The organism is Pectobacterium aroidearum (genome assembly GCF_041228105.1).
Lineage (GTDB): Bacteria > Pseudomonadota > Gammaproteobacteria > Enterobacterales > Enterobacteriaceae > Pectobacterium > Pectobacterium aroidearum.
The window spans coordinates 3,458,183-3,475,249 of the sequence record NZ_CP166097.1 but is presented as its reverse complement, the minus strand read 5'-3'; the positions used below and the strand labels follow the sequence as shown (position 1 = coordinate 3,475,249).

General features: G+C 51.8%; 11 protein-coding genes. 2 read left to right on the top strand and 9 right to left on the bottom strand.

Features of this window, described 5'->3' with window-relative positions:
- Positions 1 to 117: 117 nt before the first annotated feature.
- The 9 genes from AB8809_RS15805 to AB8809_RS15765 form a co-directional block, all read right to left on the bottom strand.
- The gene (locus AB8809_RS15805; RefSeq protein WP_015839634.1) at positions 118 to 1,380 is read right to left on the bottom strand and encodes an MFS transporter; all 1,263 of its coding nucleotides are present in this window, start codon (positions 1,378 to 1,380) and stop codon (positions 118 to 120) included.
- Between the two features lie 174 nt (positions 1,381 to 1,554).
- Positions 1,555 to 4,686 (bottom strand): beta-galactosidase, encoded by a 3,132-nt coding sequence (locus AB8809_RS15800; RefSeq protein ID WP_349854898.1) that lies wholly within the window; start codon positions 4,684 to 4,686, stop codon positions 1,555 to 1,557.
- A gap of 312 nt (positions 4,687 to 4,998) precedes the next feature.
- Entirely contained in the window at positions 4,999 to 6,075 is a 1,077-nt protein-coding gene (locus tag AB8809_RS15795; RefSeq protein WP_349854896.1) for a LacI family DNA-binding transcriptional regulator, read from the bottom strand.
- A 263-nt stretch (positions 6,076 to 6,338) separates the two neighbouring features.
- Positions 6,339 to 7,397 carry a ferric ABC transporter ATP-binding protein gene (gene fbpC / locus AB8809_RS15790; protein WP_181829482.1) on the bottom strand — a complete coding sequence of 353 codons (1,059 nt, stop codon included), beginning with the start codon at positions 7,395 to 7,397 and terminating at the stop codon, positions 6,339 to 6,341.
- A 5-nt stretch (positions 7,398 to 7,402) separates the two neighbouring features.
- Entirely contained in the window at positions 7,403 to 9,481 is a 2,079-nt protein-coding gene (locus AB8809_RS15785; protein WP_349854894.1) for an iron ABC transporter permease, read from the bottom strand.
- A 176-nt stretch (positions 9,482 to 9,657) separates the two neighbouring features.
- Entirely contained in the window at positions 9,658 to 10,692 is a 1,035-nt protein-coding gene (locus tag AB8809_RS15780) for an ABC transporter substrate-binding protein (protein ID WP_180777217.1), read from the bottom strand.
- A 34-nt stretch (positions 10,693 to 10,726) separates the two neighbouring features.
- On the bottom strand, positions 10,727 to 12,067 hold the full coding sequence (gene uhpC / locus AB8809_RS15775; protein WP_015839640.1) for an MFS transporter family glucose-6-phosphate receptor UhpC: 1,341 nt from the start codon (positions 12,065 to 12,067) through the stop codon (positions 10,727 to 10,729).
- A gap of 89 nt (positions 12,068 to 12,156) precedes the next feature.
- The gene (locus AB8809_RS15770) at positions 12,157 to 13,734 is read right to left on the bottom strand and encodes an MASE1 domain-containing protein (RefSeq protein WP_181829483.1); all 1,578 of its coding nucleotides are present in this window, start codon (positions 13,732 to 13,734) and stop codon (positions 12,157 to 12,159) included.
- Between the two features lie 3 nt (positions 13,735 to 13,737).
- Positions 13,738 to 14,367, bottom strand: a complete 630-nt coding sequence (locus tag AB8809_RS15765; RefSeq protein WP_043881903.1) for a response regulator transcription factor — start codon at positions 14,365 to 14,367, stop codon at positions 13,738 to 13,740.
- Between the two features lie 371 nt (positions 14,368 to 14,738).
- Between AB8809_RS15765 and nlpA the strand changes: the two genes are divergently transcribed.
- Both nlpA and AB8809_RS15755 read left to right on the top strand, forming a co-directional pair.
- Positions 14,739 to 15,554 (top strand): lipoprotein NlpA, encoded by an 816-nt coding sequence (gene nlpA / locus AB8809_RS15760; protein WP_181829484.1) that lies wholly within the window; start codon positions 14,739 to 14,741, stop codon positions 15,552 to 15,554.
- A gap of 224 nt (positions 15,555 to 15,778) precedes the next feature.
- Positions 15,779 to 16,723: a pectate lyase gene (locus AB8809_RS15755; RefSeq protein WP_015839644.1), complete on the top strand. Its 945-nt coding sequence runs from the start codon at positions 15,779 to 15,781 to the stop codon at positions 16,721 to 16,723.
- The last annotated feature ends 344 nt before the right edge of the window (positions 16,724 to 17,067 follow it).

The following is a 17,067-nucleotide window of genomic DNA, read 5'->3' as shown; positions in this document are numbered from 1 at the left end:
CGGCGTGTGCCGCGCATGTCAAAGGCGTAAACCACAAAATTGCACTGTTCGGTGAGAGAATGTGCAATCTGCCGATATTTTTGGCAAATACCGGCATTTTATCGTGTCCTGCCATCGCTAGAGTGTATTCACTGGCGCTTTTTGTTTGTCGGAAAAAGCATATAACGGTCCTTTTCCCGACAGCGTGAATAGGGATACCGCCGTGAAGGAGAGGGCGATGCCGCCTAAAATCAGGTAAGTGCCATGAAAACCGATACTGTCATACATATTGCCAGCAAAGATGGACATGAAAATGATGGATATTTGTTTAAAGAAACAGAAGCACACCAGATAAATCGTCGCGGAAAAACGAACTTCAAAGACTGTGGTGATGTATTTGAAACAGCCGACAATCAGGAACGGCACTTCAAACATGTGCAGCGTTTTCAGCACAATCACTTCCAGTACGGAACTGGCAAAAGCGGAGCCAATGATACGTACGGACATAATCGTCCCGGCGATGAGCAGGGCGTTTTTACCGCCGATACGGTTCACAATTAGCGGTGCAAAAAACATGATGGTGGCATTAAGCAATTCACCCAGCGTAGTGACGTAGCCAAATACTCTTGTGCCTTCCTGTCGGGTTTCGAAAAACGACGTGAAGAAGTTGGCAAACTGCTGATCGAACACATCATAGGTGCATGACACACCGACGACATAGAGGGTCAGGAACCAGATCTTACGTTCTTTTAACAGCTCGGCTGCCATTTTCAGGCTAAAGGGTTTCTGGTTAGAGCCAACTTGATCGGCAACGAACGCGCTGGAAGAGACTTCCGGTTTTGCCAACAGTAGCAGGATAGCGAGGATGACGGCACACGCGGAACCAAGCCAGAAAACAAACTGATTATTGATGGTAAACATAATCCCGACGATAGACGCACAGAGCGCCCAGCCGAGGCAGCCGAACAGGCGTGCACGGCCAAATTCAAACTGGCTGCGGCGGCTAACTTTCTCGATGTAGGCTTCAATGGCTGGTGCGCCACCGTTGTTGATGAATCCCAGGTAAATTCCGCCGACGATAGAACCTAAAACGATGTTGTATTTTAGTAATGGGCCAAAAACATAAATAAAGAATGGAGCAAAAAACACCAGCATAATGGTAATAATCCACAGCAGGTGTTTTCTCAATCCTAACTTATCGGATAACAGGCCAAATATAGGTTGAAATAGCAAAGCAAAAAAGGAGATGCAGGCGAAGATAATTCCCGTGTCGCTTTTACTTATTTGGTTGATATCGTGAAGCCAAATAGGGAAGAACGGGAAATAAGCCCCCATGATGAAGAAGTAGAAAAAGAAAAACAGGCCGAATATCCAGAAATTCTTATTATGTAGGTAGTACATGGCGCTTTCTCCGATATGCATTATACCCGTCATAACTCAAGCCACCTGTATGCAGCTCGAGTTATTTAGGGTATATAACCGCGGCGCTTATTTTGGCGGCGGCGGGATACAACCAGGATAGAAAGAGATAGATATCCGCTCTCTTTCGTTGCTTTTTAATACTGCTTTTTCATATCAATACGGTTGGTGATGTTGAAGCGCGACGCGGTAGTGATAATGTGTCGCCGTGAGTAAATCATCGCGATGAACGCTGGGACTCCAGGAATCATCGCCGCCAATGCCCATATGGAAGCCATCCAGATTGAGCCAAACGCCTTCTTCCTTTTCTAATAAATGGTGGTGAGTACAGGTCATTAACTGTGTTAACCCATAACGACTTAACCCGAAGTGGAAATTTCCGGTGATTGTCCATTTGCCGTACGTTAGCGTGCGAGTGTTGCAGCGCAGTCCGTTTTCTGACGGGAAAATGTAGGGCGTATGAAGGTCATCCAGCGGCAGCCTCCAGTGTCCATGCTGTGCAGCCAGCTGTCGGTCTGGGTAATTCTCATGTGGACCAAGCCCGACCCAACTGACCTGAGGTGCAACGTCGGCTAACTTGCAGTTCAAGCCCACTCTGGCTAGTGATGGGAGTACCGTCGCGACATCGACGTCGACATCAACAGTCATCACGCCGTGTACATCAATCTGCCAGCGCTTTTTACTCCGTAGCAAGATTTGTCCGGCATGGCGGAATACATGCTCGGTAGTAACCTGCACGGCATCGTCGAGTTGGTTAGCCTGAATCGCTATACACTGTGTCTGCAATTGATAAAGACCGGCTGATTTCCAGCGTTCGGCCCAGGCGCGCGGATCGATGCGATCAACCTCGCTGATACCGATGTCGTTATCCAGCGGTGCCCGAACAAACTGATCTTGCAAAGGGGTTAACAGCGCTGGCGTGTCGGCTGTCCACCACTGTTCCAGCCAGCCATTTTGGCAGTTAAAGCGCCAGCGTTGTTCGCCCTGAATGATATCGAAGTGCGTATCAGAAGATCGCAGTACGGGGCGTTGCTTCTGCCCGGAACTGGCCGTATCGGGAAGATGAAGTGGCGCAGGGAGTTGCCATTGATCCCAGGCGCAACGGTGGTTTGCCTCTGACCAGGCGGTGGCTTTAGGCTGTACGACTTCAACATTGAGCCAAAGCTCCCCTGTGTGTTCGACGGCGGGAAGCGCCTCCAGTAGCGTGAGAGTCTGGGTGGACTGCGGCGCGAGCGTCAGCGGCAGCGAACCTTCCGCGAGCGTTTTATCGTCCAGCGTGATGCGCCAGTTCAACTGCTCATTGTCCGTATGGCGAAACAGGTATTCGCTGGTGACGTGAAGCTCACACGGTGACCCCGCCTGCCAGTCGAACTGAATATGCTGCTGTGCCCGCTGTGCTTCATACAGGCTGGGATGCGGGGTGCGATCGGGAAACAGCAAGCCGTCCAGACAGAACTGACGATCGTTAGGTGTGTCGCCAAAGTCTCCACCGTATGCCCAGTAGGCATTGCCTTGCTCGTCGTGGCGGGTCAGTGCCTGATCGACCCAGTCCCAGATGAATCCGCCCTGTAACCGAGGGTATTGACGGAATGCCTGCCAGTAGCGAGCAAATCCCCCCAGACTGTTGCCCATCGCGTGTGCGTACTCGCAGAGGATAAGTGGCCGATGTTCGTCCGGCATGCTGATCCATTTGGTGATCGACCATTTGGGCACGCTGGGGAAGGGCTGATCTTCATCGACGCGGGCGTACATGGGGCACACAATGTCGGTCGCACGACTGTTCGCGCCGCCGCCTTCGTAATGCACGGGACGCGTCGGATCGTGGCGCTTGATCCATTGATAGAGTGCGTCATGATTTGCGCCGTAACCGGACTCGTTCCCCAATGACCAGATAATAATGCAGGGATGATTGCGGTCGCGTTGTACCATCCTCGACACGCGTTCGCTGTAGGCAGGTAGCCAGACGGGATCGTCTGACAGACGATTCATCGGCTGCATGCCATGCGTCTCAATGTTCGCTTCATCCACAACATACAGGCCGTAGCGATCGCACAGCCGATACCACAGCGGATGGTTGGGGTAATGTGAGCAACGCACGGCGTTAAAATTATGCTGTTTCATCAGCATAATATCGCGCCGCATCGTGTCTTCATCCATGACCTGACCGTGCTGCGGGTGATGCTCATGGCGGTTAACGCCACGAATCAGTAGCGGTTGACCGTTCAGCAGCAGCAGACCGTTGCGGATTTCAACTTTTCTGAAACCGACATCATAGGCTTCTGCTTCTACGAGCTCGCCTTCCGCTGTTTCCAATGAAATAACCGTGCGGTACAGGTGCGGCAGTTCGGCGCTCCACAGATCGGGCTGTGGCACGTCAATACGGAGAAAAGCCTTATCGTGGTAAGCACCGCGTTCATCGACAATATTACTGCCGAACGCCTGTCGTGTGTCGCCGATGAGTTTATTACCACGCCAAAGCTGTGCACGGATGCGATGGCTTTTGGATTCCGCTTCGGTGAGCGTTGCCCTCACTTGAATCTCCAGTGTGCCGTGGCGGAAATCGGCGCTGAGCGGCGTAGTCAGTTGGATATCGTTGAGGTGAACCGTGGGTTTATGCAGAAGCGTGACATCGCGGAAAATACCGCTCATACGCCACATATCCTGATCTTCCAGATAGCTGCCGTCAGACCAGCGTAACACCATGACGGCCAGCCGATTCTCTCCGGTCGTCAGATAGCGCCCGATATCAAACTCCGCAGGCAGGCGACTATCCTGCGAATATCCTACCCAGTGACCGTTACACCAGAGGTAAAACGCGGAGTTAACACCATCAAAGATAATCCGGGTTTGCCCGTTGCTGATCCAGTCATGATTGATCTTAAAAGTGAGCGAATAACAACCGGTGGGATTGTCTTTCGGCACATAAGGTGGGTTGACGGGGATCGGGTATTTTACGTTGGTATAAATCGGAGTGTCATAGCCCTGTAATTGCCAATTAGAAGGCACTGGGATGGTATCGGCATCGGGCAGATCCTGCTGCAACCAGCTTTCCGGCACCGCTTCCGGGCGAGTGAAATAGCTAAACGACCATTCGCCATTCAGGCGGCGCAGCCGCTGAGAAGGTTCACCCTGCTGTGCGGCAGCTACGCTACGCCAGCTGTTAAACGGCGGATGTGCAGGAAGCCTCTGGTAGTGAGTACAGGTTGGGTTTTCCCAATCGCGTCGGGAAAGGATTTCTTGCAACGTGGCGCGATGGCGTACGGGATGCGGCAAAACGGTATCGCTCATGATGGCTTGGCTCCTGAACGTTTTGAGGCTGTCATTGTGATGGGAGTTTAAATTGTTATCCGCTCACAATTTGTGTTGCTCATAACATATCGACTCGTCAGGGCGAGTAAAGTGGCGCGTGACAATAAAGTGGAAGCGATCACAAAGATCGTTTGTAAAAAGAATGAGAGAACATCGAATCTGGAAAGCGCTACGCAACAATTCAATAAGGGGTGACAAATAACTTATTGTTTACCATGTTATTTGTTAGGTTTTTGGCACTGGGGGTGAAAAAGGTACTGTGGTGTAAAGGGTTACAAATAGTGTAAAGGGTTACAGCCTCTGGAGCTGGCGTGTAATGTCTAGCAGATTTTTGGTGAGCTCTTGCAGGGAAGCATGCGTCGATGAATGTACGGCGGTGCTATGGCGTACGATCAGTTCGGTGGGTAACAACAGTGACGTACTCTGGGTAGGGTCGCGCAGCGTAGTGAGCAAGCGGGTGACGCCTTCTTTACCTAAGAGCCTGAAATCCTGGCGAATGGTTGTCAGTGGCGGAGTGTAATACGCGCTGTCCTGAGTATCGTCAAAACCGATCACCGACATCTGTTCCGGCACGCGAAGGCCATATTCATGCAGCGCACGTAGAACGCCAAGCGCCATTTGATCGTTCGCTACAACAATGGCGGATACGCGCAAAGATTGCCCCAGCAGTGCCAGCGTCTGGTGGTAACCGGAAGCGGCGCTCCAGTCGCCATACAGTACCGAAGCGGGAGAAAGTTGCTGTTTTTCCAGCTCGGCTAGCCAGCCTTCATAACGCAGTCGGGCGGAAATCGAGGTCATTGGCCCCGTCAGCAGGGCGATATGCTGGTGCCCCAGTTGCACGAGATGTGTGATAGCCAAACGTGCGCCGTGATCGGGATCGAACATGACGTTGAGTATGTCGGTATGCGGATCGGCATCCATAAACAGGACGGGCGTATCGGCACAGGTCTGGCTAATGTGTGCGACATCATCCGACGAGAGTGGGACATTCACGATAACACCGCTGACTCGCTGAGAAAGCAGGTCGTTAACGGCGTTATTGCAGGTGTTGACATCCGGGCTGCTCAGCATGGACATCACGATGTTAATACCTAACTGGCTGGCGGTACTTTTGATTGCCGCAGCAATTTGGGAAGGGGCGTGCAGCGAAAGATCGGTGGTGACGAGTCCCAGCGTAGTGATGGTTTTCCCTGCCAACTGCTGTGCGACGCGGTTAGGTGTGTAGTTAAGTGCCGCCATCGCTTCTTCTACTTTAGTGCGAGTGCGAGATGACACATGAGGTGCCTGATTCAGCACGCGGGAAACTGTCTGATAGGAAACCCCGGCATACTCGGCGACATCATTTAGTGTTATGGGTTTCTGTTTCATAGCGGCTATTCCGTGCGTGAAAGAGCATCATCATAACAAATCGCATGGGTAATCCGTAACAGGCGTATGTATCTTGGCGCAATCGAAGCAGGCCGAAGAGAAACTGACGTTTGTAGGCGTTTTTAGATGGTTGTAAAAAGTAAAACCGGGAGCTGACACTAGCGTTCAGACTGATAACAAACCTATTTGCAGAATGAAAATGACGATCTTTGTCCCCAAACCGGGAGCAGGTGCTCCCGGTTTGGCGGAGGGTTACCCGTAGCTTACTGCTCGGACAGTACAAACATGCCGTAAGGGTGAATTTGCAGATAGTAACTGTCGCCCGGATTCGGCTGAAGCTGGGTCGCGTTAACCTGCAACAGCATCGACTGTCCGTGCCAGTCTACCTGCACTTCGTACTGCGGCCCCATATAGGCGACCTGTGTGATCGTGCAGCGCTGGCTTTCTTCGCCCTGATGGCTGAGTGTAATGGCTTCCGGGCGAATACCGACGGTCGATTCGCTTAATCCGGCGGCAAAACCTTGCGGACGCGGAATGAGGTAGCCATAGATGTTCACGCTGTCTGCCGTAAAGGTCGCAGGGAAGATATTGGCATCTCCCATAAAGCTGGCCATGAAGCGGGAAGCCGGCTGGCGGTAGAGCTCCTGCGGCGCGCCCAACTGCATGATTTTGCCTTTGTTCATGACCAGAACCATGTCCGACACCGCAAAGGCTTCACTCTGATCGTGCGTCACATACAGCGAGGTGATATTGAACTGCTGCTGAAGCTCGCGGATTTTCTCGCGCATACTGCGGCGCAGGTTAGCGTCGAGGTTACTCAGCGGCTCATCGAACAGCAGGACTTTCGGTTTGAGGATCAGCGCTCGCGCCAGCGCGACACGCTGCTGCTGTCCGCCGGAAATCTGGTCGACGTAGCGATCTTCAAACCCTTCCAGATCCACCAGCGCCAGCGCTTCTTTTACTCGCTGATTGATTTCCGCCTTTGGACGACCAAGCATTTTCAGGCCATAACCAATGTTTTCTCCCAGCGACATGTGTGGGAAGAGGGCGTAAGACTGGAACACCATGCAGATATCACGCTGTTGAATGGAGCGTTCGGTGACGTCTTCGCCGTCGATGAAAATCTGGCCTTCCGTCGGTTTTTCCAAACCAGCGACTGCACGGAGTACCGTGGTTTTACCGCAGCCAGATGGCCCCAGCAGCGTGACCATTTTTCCCTGTGGGATCGCCAGATTCAAATCATCAATGACGGTGTTGTTGCCGAAACGTTTAGTGACGTGCTTCAGTTCAACAAAGTTTTTTTCAGTATTCAAGGTAATCACTCCGCTTAGTCACTATTCTTGGCTTTTGAGCGGGAAACCCGCGCTTCACCGACCAGATAATCGAACAGGAAAATAATGGCCAGCATGACCACAATCAGGATGGAACCGTAAGCAATCGCCATACCGTATTCGCCGTCTTCCACGCGGTTAAGAATGTAAGACGTGGCGACGCGGGTATCTGGCGTAACCAGGAAGATAATAGCGCTGACGGTGGTAATAGCGCGCACGAAGCTGTAAATCAGCGCGGACAAAATGGCCGGACGCAACAGCGGGAGCAGAATATAGAACACCGTACGCATCGAACCCGCTCGCAGACTGAGCGACGCCTCATCCAGCGATTTATCCAACTGCCCCAGTCCGGCGATACCGGCACGGATACCAACCGGTACGTTACGCATCACCATCGACATGATGACGATCACCGCCGTTCCCGTTAGGTAAACCGGCGCACTGTTAAAGGCCAGAATATAAGACACACCGGCAACGGTGCCCGGCACCGCAAAGCACAGCATGGTGGTGAACTCGATGGCTTTCTTACCGTAGAACTGCTGGCGTACCACGATGTAGGCGATAAGCAGTCCAAATAGTGCCGTAATCGGTGCCGCGATGCCCGCGAACAGCAGCGTATCCAGCAGGGAAGGCCAGGCGCCGTCGCTAAAGCCTTGTCCGAACAACTTGCTGAAGTTTGCCAACGTCAGGGTGTAATCCACGCCCCAGTTAACCGTAAAGCTGCCGTAGAAAATGCTGCCGTACAGCAGGACGTTAAAGGCAATCCAGACATAGAGCAGGATGCTGACGATCCACACCAGCGAAACGGGCAGCGGTTGCACATCGCCACGGTAGGATTTACCGGAAATCGTGACGTAGGAACGTTTGCCGATCCACAGATATTGCACGCAGAACACCGCCAGTGAGAACAGCAGCAGGACAACGCCGAGCGTACTGGCTGACTGATAATCCAGCTGTGCGCCAGTGATGTAGAAGTAAATCTGGGTGGCGAGTACGTCGAAGTTGCCGCCCAGCACCAGCGGGTTACTGAAATCGGCCAGCGACTGGACGATTACGATCAGGAACGAGTTAGCCAACGCGGGTTTCAACAGGGGCAGGAAAACCCGTTGAAAGGTTTGATAGCGGTTGGCACGCAGCGTGTATGACGCCTCTTCCAGCGACGGATGAATCGTCTTCATCGCGCCTTCCAGAATCATGAACGACATCGGCGTAAAGGCGAGCACCTGTGCCAGCCAGATACCGGTAAACCCATACAGCCAGTTGGTGTTCGTCAGGCCGAACCAGGCTACCATCAGCTCGGTGACATAACCGGAGCGACCCATCATCAGCGTTACGCCTAACCCGACGACAAACGGCGGGGTAACGATAGGTAGAATGGAGAAAATGCGGCCGATAATCGCGGAGCGACGGGCGATGCGCGAAGTGTAAATGGCCAGCACCATACCGAAGAAGGTACAGCCGATACCAACGGCAACCGACAGCAGGAATGAGTTCCAGATCACGCGTAAAATGTGCGTCTGACCCAGAATCTGCATAAACGCGAGCGGCGCGAATTCACCGCTGTCGTTGGTGAACATGGGAATAAAGATGGCAATGCTGGGGTAAAGGATAAACACGCCAATCAGCGCGATGATGCTGATGAGCGAGCCGATGACGAAGCGATCGCCACCCAGCCAGTCAAGCCTAGAGAGCGCCAGCGTAATAATCGCACTCAGTGCGACAAACAGTGCGATCGTGCCATAGCCCATTCCGCGCCCTTCGAGCGTGGCACTGATGACCACGAAAAGCGCGCAGAACAAGGCATACGCCGCATCAAAACGGTGGCGACCGCGTTGTTCCCGGCCGGGCGTAAACAGCGGACGCACCAGCAGTCCCAACGGGAGCAAGAACCAAAGCAGGCTGATATTCAGGTTCGACCAGCTGTAAGCGGCCAGCAGTTCATCGTGTGAGGCATCCAGCAGGCCGTAATCCAGGCTCCACGCTGGCAGCAGCAAGAATGTTGCCGCAATCAGCGCCAGCCACAGGAATATAGGATCCCGCTTAGGCGTCGGTGAAAGAGTGAGTGTGTGTGACATAAGGTTCCCTGGTGCTTTATAGCGTTGTTTTATAAGATGAATCGTCACAGGTATTGGTTGGTGAATAATATTGAGTAATGGTTAATCAGCGATGCTGAGAACACGGCGTTAAGCGAAATGCGAGCAAGCTGCTGCCGTGTTCCCGTTATTTTTCAATCAAAGTCAATAATTGGAGCTTATTGGCCCATTTTGACTTCGTTAACCCACTTGGAAATCAGGTCCTTACGCACGTCTGCCGCACCGTATTTGTCCATGTCGTAGTTGATCAGTTTCAGATCCTGCAATTTCAGCGACAGCGGGGACGCTTCGGCGGTGGTGTTAGTCAGAATCTGGTAGGACTGGCCTTTCTTCCAGGAGAGTTCCTGTGCTTCTTTCGACAGCGCCCAGTCAACGAACAGTTTGGCGTTATCCATATTGCGCGCGCCTTTCAGGATGCTGACGCCGCCAATTTCATAGCCAGTGCCTTCACACGGAGAGATCAGCGTCAGCGGGGCGCCTTTTTCTTTTTCCAGTGAGTAGTCGTGCAGGAAGCCGATGCCGATAGCGGTTTCGCCACGCGCGGCGTTACGTGCCGGGGCAATACCGGATTTGGTGTATTGCGACACGTTAGCATTCAGTTTTTTCAGGTAATCAAAGGCCTGATCCTGACCCCAAAGCTGGGAGAAGGTCGCCAGTGCGGTATAGGCCGTACCGGAGCTTTGTGGGTCGGCAATCTGGATTTCGCCTTTGTAGACCGGGTTGGTCAGATCTTTCCAGCACTGTGGAACCGGCAGATTTTTCTCTTTCAGGCGATCGGTATTGACGCCAAAACCGAGGATGCCGACGTAAACAGCAGACGAGTAGTTGCCTTTACGTTTAGCGGGATCGCGGAATTGCGGCATGATCTGATCGAGGTTTTTAGACTGATAGGGTTCCAGCAGATCCATTTCGCCAGCCTGAGATTGCGGATCCAGCGTGCCGCCGTACCAGACGTCAGCCTGCGGGTTTTTCTTCTCTGCATCGACTTTCGCCAGCGTGCTGCCGGAACCGTTGCGGATAAAGGAGGTTTTAACGTTGTGTTTTTCACCGAAGGCCTTGGCTTCTTCCTCGCAGAAGGCGTTGGTGGCGCTACAGTAAATGACCAGACGCCCTTCGGCACGTGCGGTGGTGGTGGTAACGGCAGCAACGGTCAGTCCAGCGGCGATGAGGGTAGTTAAGGTACTCAGTTTCATGATGTTTTCCTTAGATAGTTATCTATTGTTATCGCTATTTTGATGTCATCAAACGTTCCCGGCGGCTGACACCTGCCATCAGCAGCGGCATCAATAACAGTCCGATGCAGGCTGAAGCCAACGCCAGCAGAGTAAAAAATCCCGACCATCCGTAGTGTTGCAGCACCTGTGCCAGCGGCCAGCCTGCCAACGCCGCCCCCAGATAGGCGAACAACGCCAGAAAACCTGTCACCGTGCCTGCGGCATCCTTATGGCTGTATTCCGTCGCAGCCAGACCGATCAACATCTGTGGTCCAAAAACAAAAAAACCGATACTGAAGAAACAGGCCGCGAGCAGCGAATAGTGATGAATTGGTGCCAGCCACAGCGCGGTCATGGTTAAAAACAGCCCGAGGGCAAACAGCAAAATCATCGGTGCGCGCTGACCACGAAACAGCAGGTCCGACCCCCAACCGGCAAACAGCGCCCCCAGCAATCCACCCAGTTCAAACAGCGACAGCGTGGCGTTCGCGCTGAGGAGGTTGAAGCCGTGGCTCTCCGACAGCCAGATGTTTCCCCAATCATTCAGTGCGATACGAATCAGGTACACCAGAATGTAGGAGAACCCGAGCAGCCAGATGGTGCGGTTACGCAGAATCGCATCACGCAAAATCTGACGCATCGGCATCGGCGGACTCTGCTGCTCCTGACGAATCTCCAGCGCATCGCGCCGCCACTGGCCGACACTGGGCAAACCTTGTTGCTGGGGTTTGTCGCACAGCTGCCAGCACAGCCACAGACCAATCACAATGCCGATGATGCCCGGCACCAGCAGCGCTGCCTGCCATCCCCATTCGGAGGCCAGATAGCCTGCGAGCAGGGGAACCGCTGCGCCGCCAATATTGATCGACGTATTCCAGCATCCCCACCAGAGACCGCGCTCATTGCGCGAATACCAACTGCTCAGCAGTCTGGCGCAAGGGGGCCAACCCCATCCCTGAAAGAACCCGTTCAGCGCCCAGACAATCAGTAATCCGGTGAGCGACTGGCAGTACATGAACAGAATGTTCAGCACCCCGGTAATCATCAGCCCGACACCCATAAACCAGCGCACCTGACTGCGATCGCACACGATGCCGGAAATAAACTTGGAGGCGCCGTAACAGAGATAAAACAGCGTCCCCAGCAGACCGATATCGCCTTTGCTTAACCCTAATTCCAACTGCATCACCGGCATGACAAAGTTGATGCTTTTGCGCGTCAGGTAGAACGTGGCGTACCCGATGACCATGGAAATCAGCAACCGCGGCCGCCAGTAGCGATAGCGCTGGCTGATTTGTGTGGGTGAAAGCTGTCCCGTTGAGTCCTGTCCCGTAGAAAACATGGGTGCCTGCATGGGGTTCTCCGTCGCGTTGAGAGAAGAGTAGGGGGATGCGAATCAAAAAGGATGAGACAAGGTTTTAGGTGACTAGGAATAATTCCTAGCTAATCGTCTTTTTGTTTAAATTTTGTGGGCAGGTTAACAATTATGTGCGTGCCACGCGGCGCGGTGGATTCACCGTGGGTTGCGGCCTTCACCAGCCAATTGCCACCCAGCGCCTGAACGCGCTCCTCGATACCCCGCAGGCCGAAACCGCCACTTGTGGGATTGGCCCTGTCTTTTTGTGCAATGCCCACGCCGTTATCAATGACGTCGAGCGTGATCATGTCATCCTGCTGCGAAAGCCGAACCATAATCTGCGTAGCGCTGGCGTGTTTGTTGATGTTATTCAGCAGTTCCTGCACCAGCCGGTAAAGAGTGAAAACCACCACGTCATCATGCGGGGGCGTGGGGAGCTGATAATCCAACTGAAACTGAATGCCGCGCGCTGCGAAGGCGAATTCATCCGCCAGATGATGCAACGCTTTATCCAACACCATCTCATCCAGCACCGGTGGGCGTAGTTGGCGTAGAAGCTGGCGCGTGGTGTGGTGAATGCGTCGCGACAGCTCGCTGATTTGTCCGGCCGCGTGCTGGGCGGCATCGGCAGGTGCACTGTGTTTTACCAGCATGGCCTGAATCTGAATCGCGGTGATGTTTTGGCCGATGTCATCATGCAGCTCGCGCGCGATGTCTTTGCGTACGGCCTCTTCGGTATGAATGATGCGCTCCATGAGCCGCCGTCGGGTTTTCAACTCCTGCTCCAACTGCTGGCGATAGCGCTGTAGCCGCTGTGCCAGCTGTTGCTGGCGGCTGATAGCGATCCCCAGCCCAATACCAAGCAGCGCCTGTGTGGAGAGAAAAAGCTCCAGCTCGCGCAGATCGTCGAACGCGCCGCTCACCTGACGCGTGACGGCAATCATCAGGCTGCCGAGTACGGCGGAGAGTACGCCGCCTTGCCAGCCGAATTTATACGCCATCACCACGTTGGGCAGAAAAACGAAGATCAGCAGCAGACGTTCCATCTCGGGTGTGAACGCCATTTGCAGACAAACGCCGATAGAAAAAAACAGCGAACACCAAATCAGCAGCGAGGTACGCAGCGGCGGATCGGGGATCTCCTGTGCCAGCAGCGTCTGCAAATGCTGCTGCTTGATGTATTCGTACAGCAGATAGATGAACGGAATCAGCAGGACGCCACCGGTAAACGTGGCCAGCAACGTCTGCGTCAGCTGCGAATGCAACCAGGGGCCAATGGCGATGCCGTGCAGAATCGTGTTGAGCGTCAGCGCCGCCAGCAATAGCAGCAGGCGTTGCCAATAAAGTGTATGGCGATGCCAAATTTTGTGCGTGATGATGGCCGGAATCAGGCTGAGGAACGGGGAAAGCAGTAGCAGTGAACGCGTCATGAGCTGCTCGCTGATAAGCCAGCTCTGGATAGCGATTTCGGAAAGCAGTAAGGTCGGCCAGTATTTGCGCGGCAGCAAAATCATCAACGCCAGCCGTAACCCTTGCGGTAACAACAGCGCTGCCTGCTGGCCGTTGTTGCTTAAATAGAAACTGATGGTCCACAGCGCCAGCCAGGTCAGGCTGTAGAAAAAGGCCAAAAACAGCGTCATACCGATGACGTGCAGACGGCGCATGGCCTATTTCCCTGCCAGCAGTTGGTGCTGGAGTGCAAAGTGCACCAGCTCTACCGTAGATTCACACTGCAATTTACTGAGAATGTTGGCGCGGTGTACGTGGACGGTTTTATGGCTGAGTTCGAGCTGTTCAGCAATGCTTTTCACACTAATCCCGTTAATCAGCAGGCTGAATATTTCCCGCTCGCGTGGGGTCAGCGCCAGCAGTTCCTTCGGTGGCTGCTGCTGATGGCGAATGGCGTGCAAGGCATCGGCACACAGGTAAATGCCGCCGCTGCTGACCACGCGAACCGCCTGCACAAGCTCTTCCGGGCCACAGCGCTTCGTGAGATAGCCGCCAGCCCCAGCGTCCAACGCGCTTTGTACAAAGGCGGTAGTGTCGTAAATGCTCAAAATAATGGCGCGAAACTGAGGGCGCTGTTGACGCAGGCGGGTTAATAACGACAGGCCGCTTTCATCCGGCATGGCAATATCAATCACCGCAACATCAATGGGCTGTTTGAGGAGATGGGGCCACGCCTGCGCCGCAGAGGCATATTGCCCAACCACCTGAATGTCATTTTCTAATGCCAGAAGCTGTGCAAAGCCAGACCGTACAACGATGTGATCGTCAACCAAAGCCACATTAATCATGGTTTCGCCGTGTGAATCAGAAGTCATCAAAGTGTCATAATGCGGGGGAATCAAGGGGCGAGCAATAGTAGATAATTAAAATGGAATCGGCTTAACAAATATACCCGTCATACTTCAAGCTGCTTGTACGTTGGCTGCTCTTACTCACCCCAGTCACTTACCTGAGTAAGCTCCTGGGGATTCGCGCGGTTGCCGCCTTCACGCCACTTGAATTATTTAGGGTATATACAGTTCTATTTATTGTTCGAATGGTGAAAAGCATATTGATAGAACGCGGAGTTATTTGACTCGCTTAATCGAGGGACATACTGTTTTTTTCTTTAAATCAATATATTGAGAAATCAATGTATTTACGATATCAGGGAATCAGAATGATGAAGAAATGGCGTATAGCGCTGGTGGCGGGAATGGTCACGGCGGCGATGGCGTTGACCGCATGCGATAACGCAAGCAATTCTGCCAACCACATTAAAGTCGGTGTGATTAACGGCGCAGAACAGGATGTCGCCGATGTGGCGAAGAAAGTGGCAAAAGAAAAATATGGCCTTGATGTTGAACTGGTCGGGTTTAGCGGTTCGCTATTGCCTAACGAAGCGACGGATAAAGGCGATCTGGACGCAAACGTCTTTCAACATCGCCCCTTTCTGGAACAGCAAAATCGCGAACACGGTTATAAACTGGTGGCGGTAGGGAATACCTTTGTTTTCCCGATGGCGGGTTATTCGAAAAAGATAAAAAATATCAACGATCTGAAAGATGGCGACACTATCGCGATTCCTTTCGATCCCACTAATTTGGGTCGGGCACTGTTATTGCTGGAAAAAACCGGATTAATTACCCTGAAGCCTGATACGGGTTTATTGCCTACGGTACTGGATATCACCACCAACCCGCACAACCTGCGTATTATGGAAGTAGAAGGTGCGCAACTGCCACGTTTATTAGACGACCCGAAAGTGACGGTGGCGATCATTAGCACCACCTATATTCAGCAAACGGGCTTAACGCCAACGAAAGACGGTATTTTTATTGAGGATAAAGAATCTCCGTATGTGAATATCATTGTTACCCGTGAGGATAATAAGGAGGCGGAGAACGTGAAGAAATTTATTCAAGCCTACCAGTCCGATGAGGTTGAACAGGCTGCTAACCGTATTTTTAATGGTGGTGCAGTAAAAGGATGGTAGCGATAATAATTTGATGACTATGATGCAGTCACCTTTATTAATAAGGTGGCTGCGAATTAATTAAATAAGAAACTATTCGCAAGGTTCTTTTTTTATTAAACTCGATTAATAAGCATAATAAATTCTCTTATATACACTCTGTAATTGTCGAAGGCGTGTTATTTATTTTGTTAATTAACACCTCAAATGACATTACTATTCACTAATTGTAAAAAGGAAATTTTATGGCTTATCCAACAACGAATCTTACTGGGATTATTGGTTTTGCAAAAGCAGCAAATGTTACCGGAGGAACAGGCGGTAAAGTTGTTACGGTAAATTCTCTGGCCGATTTTAAATCAGCCGTCAGCGGTTCCACAAAAACGATTGTGGTCCTAGGCGCATCGCTGAAAACATCTGCGTTGACCAAAGTCGTATTTGGCAGCAATAAAACCATTGTCGGTTCTTTCGGTGGTGCCAACGTATTGACCAATATTCACCTGCGCGCAGATGCCAGTTCATCTAACGTTATTTTCCAGAATCTGGTTTTTAAACATGATGTTTCCATCAAGGATAATGACGATATCCAGCTGTATCTAAATTACGGTAAAGGATATTGGGTGGATCACTGTTCATGGCCTGGACATACGTGGAGTGATAACGACGGTAGCCTCGATAAGCTGATTTATGTCGGTGAGAAAGCGGATTACGTCACGATCAGTAACTGCTTATTCTCAAACCATAAATATGGCTGCATCTTTGGTCATCCGGCAGATGACAATAACAGCGCCTATAATGGCTATCCGCGTTTGACCATCTGCCATAACTATTACGAAAATATTCAGGTTCGTGCGCCTGGCCTGATGCGTTATGGTTATTTCCACGTATTCAACAACTACGTCAATAAATTCAACCTGGCCTTTACGGTTGCGCAGAATGCCAATGTTATTTCTGAACGCAACGTATTTGGCACCGGTGCGGAAAATAAAGGGATGGTTGACGATAAAGGCAATGGTTCAACCTTTACGGATAATGGCAGCTCACCAGCCGCCGTGGCAAGTAAATCACCTGCCGCTAAATGGACGGCGTCATCTAACTATTCATACAGTTTGATGACCACGTCAGCGGCGAAATCCTGGGTGGTTTCTAATTCCGGCGCGCAAAACAGTGCGCTGAAATTCCCATCATAATTAGCAGGAGGTAACGTTAGATAGTCGTCTGTCATGCATATTTTTCGTGAGCTTGATTTTTAAATGCTTTACATTTTAAATTGATGCATGTTAGATCCATGCCACTCGACATGTTTTTTTATGTTGGGTGGCATTTTTTTTAAATTTTCAGAATGATTATTACAGTAGAATAATGATTTTACGGAGATTGAGCAGACAGAGTTTCTGTCATCAATAACTAAAAGTGTAAAAAAATTATTCCGTGCCATCAACATCGGATAAGGTTGTCCGATAATAAGTACGTGGAGAGCCCCATTAGCGGAAGTTGGTAAGGAAAAGCTCTAGATTTTGTGTGGGTATTTGCT

What these genes read in the sequence shown, in the direction of transcription:
- AB8809_RS15805 (WP_015839634.1), bottom strand. Translation starts at nt 1,380, where the DNA reads ATGTACTACCTACATAATAAGAATTTCTGGATATTCGGCCTGTTTTTC.
- AB8809_RS15800 (WP_349854898.1), bottom strand. Translation starts at nt 4,686, where the DNA reads ATGAGCGATACCGTTTTGCCGCATCCCGTACGCCATCGCGCCACGTTG.
- AB8809_RS15795 (WP_349854896.1), bottom strand. Translation starts at nt 6,075, where the DNA reads ATGAAACAGAAACCCATAACACTAAATGATGTCGCCGAGTATGCCGGG.
- AB8809_RS15785 (WP_349854894.1), bottom strand. Translation starts at nt 9,481, where the DNA reads ATGTCACACACACTCACTCTTTCACCGACGCCTAAGCGGGATCCTATA.
- AB8809_RS15780 (WP_180777217.1), bottom strand. Translation starts at nt 10,692, where the DNA reads ATGAAACTGAGTACCTTAACTACCCTCATCGCCGCTGGACTGACCGTT.
- uhpC (WP_015839640.1), bottom strand. Translation starts at nt 12,067, where the DNA reads ATGCAGGCACCCATGTTTTCTACGGGACAGGACTCAACGGGACAGCTT.
- AB8809_RS15770 (WP_181829483.1), bottom strand. Translation starts at nt 13,734, where the DNA reads ATGCGCCGTCTGCACGTCATCGGTATGACGCTGTTTTTGGCCTTTTTC.
- AB8809_RS15765 (WP_043881903.1), bottom strand. Translation starts at nt 14,367, where the DNA reads ATGATTAATGTGGCTTTGGTTGACGATCACATCGTTGTACGGTCTGGC.
- nlpA (WP_181829484.1), top strand. Translation starts at nt 14,739, where the DNA reads ATGATGAAGAAATGGCGTATAGCGCTGGTGGCGGGAATGGTCACGGCG.
- AB8809_RS15755 (WP_015839644.1), top strand. Translation starts at nt 15,779, where the DNA reads ATGGCTTATCCAACAACGAATCTTACTGGGATTATTGGTTTTGCAAAA.